Here is a 13,335-nt window from a genome sequence, read left to right on the forward strand (position 1 = left end):
ACGGTATCACAATAGCGTAAACCATTATGTTTGGGGAGGAAACGGCCTGTGTCAGAAATCTTAGTACCCGATCTGGGAGAATCCATATCCGAAGGAACCATCTACAAATGGCTGGTTAAAGAAGGCGACACGGTAGGTCAAGGCGATGTGCTCGCTGAGCTGGAAACGGATAAAGTCAATCTGGAAATTAGTGCAGAGGTGGAGGGTGTCATCTCCACCATCCTGCGTCAAGCGGGCGAGAACGTAGCCGTTGGCGAAGCCATCGGCATCATTGGAGCCGCAAGCGGCAGTACGCCGCGGGCCGCTGAAAGCGAAGCCGAAGCGCCTAAAGCGGCACCAGCAGGCGGCAACGCAGTAGCAGCCGCCGCGCCTGTAGCCGCGCCCGAAGTGCCTGCAGCAGGTGGCGACAGCCACGCTGCATTGGCATCGCCGGGCGCACGCAAGCTGGCACGGGAGCGCGGCATCGACCTCGGCGAGGTTAGCGCCCGTGATCCTATCGGCCGGATTGGTCAGGCCGATGTGTCCGGTCATGGTGCAGCAGCGCCGCAGGCCGCTGCACCGGTAGCTCCGGCGCCGCAAGGCAAGCCGGAGCCAGCGAAGCCGGCAGCGAGCAAAGCCACGCCGGACGAGGGCAAAAACGTGGAGCGCAAGCGCATGTCGCGCAGACGGCTCACGATTGCCAGCCGCTTGGTCGAAGCGCAGCAGACCGCGGCCATGCTTACCACCTTCAACGAGGTGGACATGACAGCGATCCTCGACATCCGCAAGCGCCGCAAGGATGCTTTTAAAGAGAAACATGAAGTTGGACTGGGCTTCATGTCCTTCTTCACTAAAGCCGTGATCGGTGCGCTTAAAACCTATCCACTGCTGAACGCCGAAATCGACGGTGAAGATCTGGTCGTTAAGAAATTCTACGACATCGGTATTGCTGTTGCAGCGAAAGAAGGACTTGTAGTTCCAGTAGTCCGTGATGCGGATCGGCTCAGCTTCCCGGAAATCGAGCGCCAGATTGGCGAGCTCGCTTCCAAAGCACGCGCCAATACGCTCAGCCTCTCCGAGCTGCAAGGCGGAACATTCACCATCACCAACGGTGGCGTATTCGGCTCCTTGTTATCCACACCGATTCTGAATACACCACAGGTGGGTATTCTAGGGATGCATAAGATCCAACTGCGTCCGATCGCGCTGGACGAAGAAAGAACCGTAAACCGTCCAATGATGTACATCGCCCTTTCCTATGATCACCGGATCGTTGACGGCTCTGAAGCGGTAAGCTTCCTCGTCAAAGTGAAGGAATTGCTGGAAGATCCAGAAGCACTGTTGTTAGAAGGCTAACGCTCTTCGACTTTTCGACTTAAGAATATAAAGAAGGTATCCCTGCAGCTCTCGCTTGGGGGATACCTTCTTTTATATCTGGATCGACTTGCTGCCTTCCCTGCATACGATTTAACTGTATTTTATACACTTATATCTTTCTGATCCGCTCATATCCTCTTCTCTAATTGCATTCTCTACAACTAAAATCCGTAAAAACGTCTATTTCCACTAATCTAACCAGTAATAACTGCATCAAATACAACTAAACGACCTATATACAGCTATTGGTGAACTTTAATTGCACATAATACAACTAACTTAGCGCATGCACCTACAAACTACTAACTACTAACTACTAACTTCAAACCTCAAACCTCAAACTTCAAACCTCAAACTTCAAACCTCAAACCTCAAACCTCAAACCTCAAACTTCAAACCTCAAACTTCAAACTTCAAACTTCAAACTTCAAACTTCAAACTTCAAACTTCAAAACTCTACTTCAATAGCTCCTCAGCCAGCTGTAAAAATTGCTCCATGGTCAAAATCTCATCTCCATAGCTGGTGAGTGTATAATACGCGTCCTGCTTCTCGTTATACCAATTCAGATAATCATAGCTGACTTCTTCCCTTACTACCTTGTTATAGATAACATCTGTGCCTGCGACTGTGAGCTTATTAGCTTGATTCTCAGATGTTTGTTCCACGAAAACCTTGCCGCCATGCATGAGCGTTGCTGAGATCCCTATAAAAGCATTGTTCTTCGAATAAGTTACACTTAGCCCCCCTGGCTCAGACCACGGTATAGCCTTCATAAACAAATTGCGCGTCCCCTTATCCTTATATGCCTGAGCGGTAAGATCATTTAATGTTTCCTTATACAGAGAACCTAGCTTAGCTGTATCCGTAGTCGGAGAATTAGGATGGATTACACCATATTTAAAAGCGTACCCCGCTGCCGTTTCGGGAAGCATTGGCGCCCCTGTTCTTTTGATTTCTTTTATAAAGTCAGAATACGCATCTATCCGCTGCTCTTTATACTTAAACTGCAATTCTGTCGCCAAGCCTGCTGCACCTGCTTTATTTTTCACAAGATAGCCGATCAATTCACCCGGTTTAGCGAACTGTTCTGCTTGCTGCGCATATTTATCATAAGAAGCCCTCTCTGCAGATTCTGTCGGCGCAATATGTTGAACCTTCACTACTCCTTCACTATTGCGGATTTGGATATATTCAGATGCAGCATACGCAGTCACAGAGATCAGCAGAAACAGCGTTAACATGCTAGCCACTGCCGTTGTTTTATTCATCACCCTCAGCGAGAACGATCGCTTTCGACCTGTTATGCCAGTAATACGCCCCATGACCTTATCTTCTACATCTACCTCATCCAAAAGTTCATTGCCAGCCGAGGCATAAATTATATCTTGGTATTCATTGCTGATTTTGTTTCTTTCCATGTGATCTCCTCCTCCGACTTCATAGCTTCCTGAACCTTTAGCTTGATCCGATTCATTCTTTTAGTTAGCGCATTGGGACTGACCCCTAGAATCTCACTTATCTCTGCATAAGTTTGTTCCTCAAACACCCGCAGAATAAGCATGTTTCTCTCCTCAAGCGACAATCGCGCTAAAGCTGCAGACAATGAAGGACTATACAACCGAGCATCCAGCTCCTGTTCAGGGCTTGCAGACAGTACTTCCGGACGAAAAATACGCATGACTTGCTTGTGCAGACGACGCCTGCGCAGCAGATTTAAGCAATGATGATATGCGATACGATAGAGCCAAGCCGAGAAATGCATTTGCGATTTGTATTGCTGGATAGATTGATAACCCTTTACCAAAATATCCTGAACCGCGTCCTCCGCATCCTGCTTGTTTTCTAACAAACGATAGCAATAGCGATAGATCGGCTTTTGGAATACTCTTACAATTAAAGCATACTGCTCGGAATCCCCCTCCTGAATCCTAACGATTAGCTCTTCCAACTCTGTCGAGTCTAGCGAATCCTGTGGCGATGTAAGCACCTCCTTAACCTTTATATCTCTATAACACTTGACTGCCGAAAAAAGTGCCTATGTAAACCAAACTAAAGGAAATTTTATAAAAGGTGATAATCACAGCTTCGGAGAATATTTGAATTTCTGACGGCTGGTGTGCCCGGATTTCTTACTTATACCATTATGCACGGTTAAAATCTGGTGAGTCTATGCTTAGCAGATGCATAACAAAACCTCCCATTAGACCTGATAACTCCAGGTTTGCTTCTAATGGAAGGTTTTTTAATAAGGCTTCATTATTCTAAGACTGAGGTGTAACTTCAAAGCCTACTAGATTGTAAATTGTACAAAGGCTACTCTCTTATCATGGAAGGAGATAGAGTGATCGTAATCGTCTTATCGAACGGGGTCATAAAATTGACCAACACCACCTTGCAGTTATCCTGTAGCTTCGCCTCACGCACCGTAGCCGCCAGATGGCCAAGCTCGCCCCCTGTCAGTTCAATCCAGTCCTCTTCACAACTATAGCGGAGGTTACCGCCGTTCCAGAGATAATGGTCCTCTCCGACAGCCTGCAATTCGCCCGAAGTGAAACATCCTTCCCGTCCAAAAACGAAAGACAACTGTGTCATAACCTCTCTAGGCTCCTCAGCATGCAACCGGAGGGTCCACCCTCTGTCCGTACGCTGAACCTCCGTCTCCACACGGAATGTCTGTTCATGCGTAAGTGCGCGGCTCTGGTGCGGGAGCAGATACCAAGGGCTTACCGGCTCCGCAGATGTTTGCGGAAGCAGTTCGCCTTCGACAGGACCGTAATACCCCTTCTTTTGTTCTCCTGACAGGTGGTATCCTTCCGGCAATTTGACCATTTTCTGCATCGGTACATATCCCGGAGAAAAGTAAGAAGCCAGCTGCACTGCAAGCAGCCTGACGGCACCGTGACGGAGTGCAAAAAAAGACGGCGTCTCTGTGATTAAGGTCACGCTAGTGTTCCCGTCCCTGTAGCGCGCAACCGGTGCTCCGAAATCAGTATGCAGCCGGCTGTGGTAAATTCGCCCTTGATGGCCGGACTTCTCCATATCCTGCAGATAGCCGTGTCGCGGAAAATCGCCGTTCAGTATTTTCTCATATTTTACAGGCAGAGCTGCCGAATCTTCAAAAGGTTGCTGAAGCTCCGGCTCCAGCAGCATCCGTACAAGTACGTTGACAGAGCAGACCCCCGGATTTTCCAGTGCACTGCCTGCCCATTCGGCCATCCCCGCAAACAATGGCTCCTTATCGAAACGGGCCAGAATAGCGTACGGTAAATAATATGGAGACAGGTCGTGAAAGCTCCCCAGATCCTGGCGCCCAGAATAATCGGTCACAACCTCGCCCTTAGGATGCACCAAATAGACCATCATGTGTAAATTCAGACGAACTGGCTCCAGCAACTGCGGCCGATCCAGCAGACGAGCGGCATGAATCAGCATGATGTCGCTGACCGCACTATAAATACCGTTGCTGCGCTCCGTCCATTCTCCATCAGGTGTAATATCCATCCCTTCTGCCAACCACTGATCCGCCCGCTGGACAGCCTCCTCCAGTCCGAACAGTTCATGCAGAAATCCCAGTGCTGCACACAATACCCAACGGTGATTCGGCGTGTGACAGCCCCCTGTAAGCATGACGGGAATAGTTCGCTTAAGAAACAGAAGCATATTATCAAGCACCTGTTGCAGTGGTGCCCAATCCTGCGACGCCAACAGTTGGTATAGCTGAGCGTAGCCGACGATGACAAAGGCTGTGTCCGGGGGAGAATGATAGTTCGTCCAGCCCGGAGAGATCGAGCCATCCTCATGTTGTGCACGCAGCACGAACTCCGTCGCCAGCAGCAGGCGGGCCAGCAGCAGCTCATCACGGTAGAATGCGGAATCCGGGTTAACCAGAGCCGCTCCCCAATAACACATATCGGTTGGCGTGCCGGTCGTATGATTAACCCAGGCAACGCCAGTACCCGGATCTATTATCCCTCCGTAATAGCGGCTCGTCGGATCAAGCACCTGCCGGGATAATCCCTCCACTGACGCTCTATCATTACTGGCTACCAGTTGCTTGTACATTATACTTCCCTCCATGTTAACAATCTGCTCAATGTCTGGGTGGTAACAGGAGCTGAAGCCGCGCCAGCTCTTGTCGGATACGTTCAGGAATTTCCGTGAACAGTTGAATCCAAGAAACGAACAATTCCTCCCGGTCCGCATATTCCCAGATCGAATAGGACAGGGAAGGCGTGAACCGGCAGGTTTGCAGATAACGGTGGACAAGACGGTCAGTTTCTTCATCCGATGCCAGTATATCGCGGAAAAAGTCACCATAAATCAGACCCTCCGCACCTGCCCCATCCTGTGTACTGGATGCGAATCCTGGTAACAGCTCAAAGACTTCAGGGAACGGGGCGAGGGCATGCTTGCCGGGTTGGACATAGAGGTCCACCCGTGTTCCGTTTAGATTGCTGCTCCCGCGCAGCAGCGCTTTAAGGGATTTCCCGTGAAAGCTCGCTTCGGCATCCACCACTTCCCCGTCTCTACCGATATAAACCCACACATGCTCCAGATCATATAAATGCTGAATATCATAATCGTAATAAATCGCGTATTCCACAACGTTCAGCACATCCGGATGGTTCACAGCTAGACGGCGCCGGAAGGAAGGAGACTCCTCCTCCTGCCGCATCACCGTTATACCGAGACGTACCGGAAAAAATGGCTCGTTCTGATCGAAAAATAAGCGCGGAGCATACTTCATAGCTAACCTACGGTCTTCATCGTTCAACATCAGACCTGCCCTCTACGCGCCAACTTGGCCATAAGCAGCCGATGACTTTCATCAATCTCTTCCGGCTGGCAAGCTGCCTTCAGCTCATACACCTTGACTCGCGCCCGTTCAATCATCGGCAGATAAGCATCATAGAATTCCATATTCCTGCTATTTACATAAGGACACCAGTGATCAGACAGACCGATGGTCTCATGAATGTGAACACCTACAATATCATCCATCAGACCTTCCATTTCCCCCACACTGTCGTACAAACCCAAACGGTCCATCATAATGGCATGCCCGGTGTCATACCATATGCCCACAGGCGCTCCCTTTAGCGCCTTAATAATCGTTTTGGCTTCCGCAAGCGTCGGAATCTGCTGCGGTTTGGAACGTGTTTCGATACCAAAGCGGACGTTTAGCCCCGCAGAAACTGCCCGGTTACATACTTCATCTAGGCTTTCAATAATTTTCTGCACATAGCCGGCGCTGTAAGCTTCCCGCCGCTCCATCAGTTCCGCCCATTTGCTGCGATAAGCGTTAGAATCTCTACCCTCTCCGTTATAAATCTGCTCCAGCTCTTTACTGATATCATTTGGAAAGGGTACCTCACCGGGATGCACAACAACGGCTTCTCCTCCGTAACGCTGAGCGTACTTAGCCGAGCCAATCAGCAGCTCAATCGCCCGCTGCCGCTTCTCCTCATCCTCAAAACCTAGCAGCACGGAATCTGTGCCATAATCGGAGTCATGCACATGCGGGAAGGTGTTGTGGACACTGGAGATCCCCATCTCCCCCCGCTCAAGCATCGGCTCGATCGTTTCCAGCATTTCCTTAGTCACATTATAGTTCAGCTCCACCCGCTGAAAGCCGAGATCGCGGATTTCCCGCAGCATGGCGTCACCGGCAGTGTGGCGCTTAATGTTCCAGCAAGTTGAGAACGAAAATATGCCTTTGTCCTCCATAATTATGTTTTCCTCCCTTGTTACAGCTTACGGTTCAACCTTTTACGGCACCAAGCATTACACCGCTGACAAAATATTTCTGCAGCCATGGATATACGGCAAGGATCGGTACTGTTGCAAAGATAACGGTGGCCGCTTTTAGGCTCTCTGGTGTCAGCGGGGTTCGGTTGGCACCTTCCATTTGTGTCAGTTCGGATACCATGTTGTTCTGCACCATCTGGAACAGCTTAAGCTGGAGCGGATACAAATCCGGATTATTGATATACATCAAAGAATCCTGAAAGCCGTTCCACCTTCCCACTGCGTAGAAAAGAGCCAACGTGGCCATAACCGGCATGGATAGCGGCAATATAATACTCATCAGTGTACGAAGATGGGAACTGCCATCGATCTCGGCGGATTCCTCCAGGCTGGCAGGAATGTTATTGAAAAAGGAGATCAGGATAATCAGGTTAAAGGGGCTGATCAGACCTGGCAGAATAAGCGACCAGACCGAATTAATCAAATGTAAATCACGGATCAACAAATATTCAGGAATAATACCGCCGCTGAAAAACATGGTGATAACGATCAGATACATAAAAAATTTGCGGCCCTTCAATTTTCTTTTGGTCAGCGGATAAGCTGCTGCGACAGTGAAAAGCATACACAGCACCGTTGTGGCAAACGTCAGAATAACCGTAAAGACAAGAGAGCGGATCATCGCATTATTGGAAAAAACATTAATGTATGCATTCCAGTTCAATTCAATGGGGAAAATCGTTACTTCTCCAGAAGTAATTGCCCGGTTGGAACTAAGCGACACGGCAATCACATGCAAAAACGGAGCCAAGCAGAACAACACGAACAAGGCAACAAACGTTATATTGACGATATCGAATATCCGGTTTGAGATACGTTCACTCATAGCACTCCGCCTCCTTCTTTCTTTATCATAAAATACCGTCTCCGGTCACTTTTTTCGAAATATAGTTGGAGCCAAAAATAAACACCAGTCCCACCACGGCCTGGAACAATCCGACTACGGTAGCCAACGTATATTGTCCGGATTCTAGACCCACCCGGTACACAAAGGTACTAAGCACATCAGAATACTCACGCACAGCAGTGTTACCGATAATGTAAGGACGGTCAAAACCGATGCTGACCATCTTTCCTAGATTGAGGATAAGCAGCGTCACGATAGTTGGTTTTATACTGGGAAGCGTAATGTAACGGATTTTCTTCAGCCTTGTCGCTCCATCCACTTCAGCAGCTTCAAACAGCTCTCGGTTGACACCGGTTAACGCCGCCAGATAAAGGATAGTCCCCCAACCAGCACTTTGCCAGACGCCTGTGAATAAGTAAGTGATCAGCCAGGGATTTTTTTCAGTCAGAAACGGAATGGGAGTAAGGCCTAAGCTCTCCAGCACACCGTTCACCATACCGGACTGGTTGCCGAATAATTGATACACAATCCCCCCGATGATCACCCAGGAAATAAAGTGGGGGATATACAAAATCGTCTGCGATATTTTCTTGAACCACACCGAACGAATTTCGAACAGCATAATCGCCAGGATAATCGGAGCCGGAAAAGAGACCAGCAAATCCAGAAAATTCAGCATAAAGGTATTGCGCAAGGTGGTATAGAACTCTCTCATTCCAAAAACCTCGCGGAACGCATCAAAGCCGATCCACTCGCTGCCTCCAATCCCTTGAAACAAATTGAAATCCTTAAAAGCAATCTGCACACCATACATCGGACCATAGCGGAAGATCAGAAAATAAATAATAGGCAGCGAAAGCAGCGCGTACAATTGCCAATACCGTCTAAAGTATGTCGCTTTGCTCAAGTCGTTTTCCTCCTAAGGAGAAAAACCGGGTGGAGCGCAGCACCATCTCCCCCCGGTTTTCACTATATATTTGTTTATTGAGCCGAAAGTTCCTTAAACGACTTCTCCAGTTCCTCTTTCAGTTTGGTTCCGCCCAAAGTCATGTAATCTTTCATTTCCTGCTCGTAAACTGCTTCAAACTGCTCTGGTTTGGCCATTGCTGTCTTTACAATAATTACGTTGAGCTTATCTTTAAGCGTTGTGCCATATTGGGATTCCGCTTCTATCGGCTTGCCGAAGACGAGCGGACCCACCGTGTCAGCGTTGGCGATAGCGATTGATTGAGTCAGCATCTCCCGGTTACGTTCCGGGAAGCCCAGCGCCCATGCTTTTTCATTAGTGGCCTGATCACCAATGTTTTTGCCGTTGGAGATAATGGCCATGTCACCCGCGTTAAACAGACGATCGGCGAACTCCTGGGAAACATCTGTTTTAGCCACTGGAATACCGTCTACCAGGTCGTAGTTTTCACCTTCAACGCCATTTTGGATATCAATCAGATTATTATCCGAAGCCATCCAATCGAGATACTTAACGGCTTCCACGGCGCGTTTACTACTCTTCGGAATCATGATGTACATGCCGTTGGAGGCATACCGGGATTTAATGTGCTTGTTATCAACGTTGGCGTTGGTTAAGACGTCTACCGGCAGCACCTTGCTTCCCTCTACATTTTTGTAGAGATTATCTAGGGTACCATCGGCATAGAACAAGACATCCACATCCTCCGACCAGTAGCCTACATTGCCGTTCTGGATATCCTTGGCCAACTGTGTTTTATCCTCGTCCAGACTGAAGTCCTTACTGATCATCCCTTCATTGTAGAGCTTATTAAGAAATTGCAGGGCATCCTTAAAGCCCTCATGCAGCGGCAGCTCATAACGTTGGCTGTAGGTCAGATCGCCGCTGATCGGCTTCATGAAAGAGAAAATCAACGTCTCGAATTGGGCTGGTGCCAGTGCCATGCCCATCGGGATGTTTTTGCTGCCGAGATTGCCCGGATCCTTTTCTTTAAACGCTTTCAAAGTGGTGTACAGCTCATCGGTCGTCGTTGGCACAGGCAATCCTAATTTATCTAACCAATCCTGACGGATGTAGGAGCTATAACGGCCTGTGATCGCCCGTTTACCAGGGATCGCATACTGTTGGCCTTCAAGCTGGCCGAACGCCAGCGTATCCTCGCCAATAAACTTTTTCAGATTCGGGCCATATTCATCGAGAATTTCTCCGACATCAGTCAAGCCACCTTGCTGGGCATACCGATAAAACACACTGGAATCATACGTAAATACGATATCGGGCACATCCGTATTGCTCGCCATCAAAACATTCAGCTTGGTAACTTCCTCAGAACGTTGGATAGGTACAAATTCCACATCAATGTTATTCGGATCTCCGAACTTTTCCTGCACTAGTTTAGTTAAGTAGTTATTGGTAATGGTATGAGGGGCTGGGCTGTTGCCGCGATCAAACACTTCCACCTTTAATGTAACGCGCTTGGCACTTTCGCCGGCTGCGGCACCCTCGGATGCTGTGTTGTTTTTAGAATCATTGGAACAGCCTGCTAGCAGAGAAACGCCCATTATTGCGGTTAATCCGATCCCGATTGCTTTCTTCAGAACTCCTTGATGTACGTTCACTGTCATTTTTCCATCCCCTTCGCCCTTGCAGGCTTTAATGGTGTATTTATGATCCCCTAGCCTTAACTCTATCCATCCCCAGCGGAATCCATAGCTCGTGATGCTTTTTACTGCCGTGCTACTGGGTCGCTTGTTGTTCTGGATGCCCACAGTATTTCACGAATTTCGGCAGTCTGACAATAAACCTCTTTCGGATGCTCATATCCCAGCAAAATCGGACTTCCGGTTTATCTATACAAACCATTTTCGTAGAATAAACCGCTTTCAAAAGTGTGAAAATAAAGACCGCATCGGTGTTCGCGCCCCCATCATAGAGGTTGGCGTGCACAGATGCGGTTATAAAAAACTATTGTTCACTTGCTATTGGATTAATAAAGTCGGCAGCCTATAGTCTGGAGGTCCCGCGCCCGCGCTTTAAAGAACGGTAGTCACCCGGCGTGATTCCTAATACTCGTTTGAATACCCTGCCGAATGTAATTGCATTCGCATACCCCACCTGGAGTGCAATATCCTGCAGCGAACATTCCGTTTCCACTAAAAGCTTTTCGGCTTCCTTCATGCGTAGCTCTGTTAGAAAATCAACAAATTTCATTTTAAATTCTGTTTTAAATAGATAGCTGGCATATTTGCCGGATACCTGAAACCGGTCGCTCAAATGCTTTAAGGAGAGATCGGGATTTGTAAAATTCTCTTCTATATAGTTCTTCATCTCGGTTACCATCGCCCGGTAGCTTTTAGTCTCACTGACAGAAACATAAGTGCGGAATAAATCAGTCAAATACTCAAACAAAATCCCCTTCATTTCATCTATGGATTCTGCCTCTTCCAGCCGCTTCAGCTGCTTCTCCGCATTTTCCGCTGACAGCTCATCCTGCAGCTGCTCAGACATGACAGCCACTTCCCGGCTCAGCATCTGTAGCATGGCCTGAATTAGAGAGCGAATATCATCATCTTGTAAATAATCCTGTTTAAAACCATCAAAAACACCTTCCAGCAGTTCCCGCCATTGGCCGCTCGACATCCGGAACTGCTTAACAAACTCAGCAATCATTTGTAGATACTTGAATGTCTCAAGAAGCGGCTGGCGCGTTTCTCCAAATTCCGTTAAAGCGATGTCTTCGTACATTAAAAGCTTGTGCTGCATCACATTCTCCGCTGCCGCATAGGAATCGCGAATCTCCCCTGGCCCAGCCGCCACTGGCCCGATAGCGAAGCTTAGGGAGAGGCGCAAATTCTGCTCCACCCAGGTGCGGCAGTCCTCAGCGAATACACGGATTTTCTCTGCCATCTCTTCATCACTTCCTGTGGTCAGGAAGAGAATTGCCGCCCGGTCAGTCCCAATCCACTCCGCCCAAGCCTGCAATTCCGCACTCCGCGCCAATTCTTGAAAGACATTCATCAGGGCAAATTTAAGCGTGTTCTGATCGCCCCTTGTATACCGATCTTGAAAAACCTTGTCGTAGCGGTTGATTTCGCTTAGCACAACCATAAAGCGGGATGTGGAATGAGCTCCGGAGAGCGGCGACAGCTCTTCCATCCGCTGGACGACATTGTCCAACCGTTCGCTTTGCAAGAGATCGTTGAAAAGCTTGCTGCGCTGTAACAGCAGATTCTCTCTGCTTTTCTTATCATAATCCGTCATATGGTTGATTAGATCTTCCAGCACCCCGTCAATGAGCATCATTTCGTCCGGTCTGTCGTTGGATTGGTCCAGCTTGCGAATTTGATGGCCTTCAATCCGGTTCATAATCACCTGAATTGGTTTATAGTTCCGCCGCGTAACATAGATCAGGTAAAAAATCGCGCACACAACCGTACCTAAGGCAATAGCTACCCAAAGGTAAGAAATCACCGACACCCAGCTGAATAGACTGCCCGTTTTGATCCCGCTGGAAAACGTCCAGCCAAGCCTTTCCATATATAAAGTGTTCAACTGCTTCCCATTCTTGGCACCTTCACTGTCCGAATGGGCCTGATAGACCACCTGTCCATCTGCGCCAAAGATGGTCAGAAAGGACAACTGTTCGTTGACCATACCGTCGACGATCTGTTCCATTCCGCTCATCTTGAGATTGATTACGAGCACTCCCTCCGAGCCGAAGGGCAGCGGCATTCCTTTATTTATGGTAAGCACACGTATAGACGTACGCTGAAATTCATCTTTGTATTCCCTAACAGGCTGCCAGCCTTCCGATAAAGAGCCGGAGGTGATGCGGCCAATCCAATCCTCGTCTACAAATCCTGAAAGGTCCTTTAATCCAGTTTCTGTTAAAACGCTTTCATTTCTCTTGTCATAAAGATAGATGGACTGAATATAGGGCGATTCACGCGTCAAGCTGCGTAGATTCTGGGCAACAGCGTAGACGGTCGCCATATCAATCTGGCCTTGATTGTTAAAATAACGTTTATAAGCATCGCTGCGTTCAGCAGCCTCCAGCACTGACAATTCAGCTTCCTTGATCGTTCGGTCCACATTATCCATAAGATAGCTGGCGGTGATACGGTCCGCTTTTTTGGTTTCCATTCGTGAAATATCATTAATAAATACAAAAGAGGCAAAAATCAGTATCGTCACAGTAAGCAAAAAAATAGGAAAGTAGGACAGCAGTAATCGGCGATACCAGGAACGGAACAATAGATAACCCCCTCTGTACAACCGTTAGGATACCCGGCCACGGTTTAGCCGTTAATGCACGAGTAGTTCATAGATATTTGGCTGCACCATCATGGAAATGGA

General features: G+C 48.3%; 10 protein-coding genes. 1 reads left to right on the top strand and 9 read right to left on the bottom strand.

Annotation, left to right across the window (positions count from 1 at the left end; translation table 11 throughout):
- Positions 1-48: 48 nt before the first annotated feature.
- A complete protein-coding gene (gene odhB / locus MKY63_RS08560) occupies positions 49-1,335 on the top strand; it encodes a 2-oxoglutarate dehydrogenase complex dihydrolipoyllysine-residue succinyltransferase (RefSeq protein ID WP_036682784.1) in 1,287 nt (428 codons plus the stop codon).
- Positions 1,336-1,812: 477 nt separating this feature from the next.
- On the opposite strand, the gene MKY63_RS08565 is transcribed toward odhB, so the two are convergent.
- The 9 genes from MKY63_RS08565 to MKY63_RS08605 form a co-directional block, all read right to left on the bottom strand.
- Positions 1,813-2,775 carry a hypothetical protein gene (locus MKY63_RS08565; RefSeq protein WP_339812456.1) on the bottom strand — a complete coding sequence of 321 codons (963 nt, stop codon included), beginning with the start codon at positions 2,773-2,775 and terminating at the stop codon, positions 1,813-1,815.
- Positions 2,736-3,344, bottom strand: coding sequence for an RNA polymerase sigma factor (locus MKY63_RS08570; protein WP_076275620.1), 609 nt, complete (start codon positions 3,342-3,344; stop codon positions 2,736-2,738). The genes MKY63_RS08565 and MKY63_RS08570 overlap by 40 nt, the downstream gene beginning before the upstream one ends.
- Before the next feature lie 326 nt (positions 3,345-3,670).
- Positions 3,671-5,419 (bottom strand): hypothetical protein, encoded by a 1,749-nt coding sequence (locus tag MKY63_RS08575; protein ID WP_339812458.1) that lies wholly within the window; start codon positions 5,417-5,419, stop codon positions 3,671-3,673.
- A gap of 28 nt (positions 5,420-5,447) precedes the next feature.
- Positions 5,448-6,134 carry a hypothetical protein gene (locus tag MKY63_RS08580; protein ID WP_339812460.1) on the bottom strand — a complete coding sequence of 229 codons (687 nt, stop codon included), beginning with the start codon at positions 6,132-6,134 and terminating at the stop codon, positions 5,448-5,450.
- A complete protein-coding gene (locus tag MKY63_RS08585; protein ID WP_339812463.1) occupies positions 6,134-7,084 on the bottom strand; it encodes a TIM barrel protein in 951 nt (316 codons plus the stop codon). The genes MKY63_RS08580 and MKY63_RS08585 overlap by 1 nt, the downstream gene beginning before the upstream one ends.
- A 34-nt stretch (positions 7,085-7,118) precedes the next feature.
- A complete protein-coding gene (locus tag MKY63_RS08590) occupies positions 7,119-7,991 on the bottom strand; it encodes a carbohydrate ABC transporter permease (RefSeq protein ID WP_339812466.1) in 873 nt (290 codons plus the stop codon).
- A 25-nt stretch (positions 7,992-8,016) separates the two neighbouring features.
- Complete coding sequence (locus MKY63_RS08595; RefSeq protein WP_038568353.1) at positions 8,017-8,919, bottom strand: ABC transporter permease subunit; 903 nt, start codon at positions 8,917-8,919, stop codon at positions 8,017-8,019.
- A 74-nt stretch (positions 8,920-8,993) separates the two neighbouring features.
- On the bottom strand, positions 8,994-10,604 hold the full coding sequence (locus tag MKY63_RS08600) for an extracellular solute-binding protein (protein ID WP_038574040.1): 1,611 nt from the start codon (positions 10,602-10,604) through the stop codon (positions 8,994-8,996).
- Positions 10,605-10,983: 379 nt separating this feature from the next.
- Positions 10,984-13,233, bottom strand: coding sequence for a helix-turn-helix domain-containing protein (locus MKY63_RS08605; protein WP_038568352.1), 2,250 nt, complete (start codon positions 13,231-13,233; stop codon positions 10,984-10,986).
- Positions 13,234-13,335 lie beyond the last annotated feature (102 nt).

Source organism: Paenibacillus sp. FSL R7-0189 (assembly GCF_037969925.1).
Taxonomy (GTDB): domain Bacteria; phylum Bacillota; class Bacilli; order Paenibacillales; family Paenibacillaceae; genus Paenibacillus_AQ; species Paenibacillus_AQ odorifer.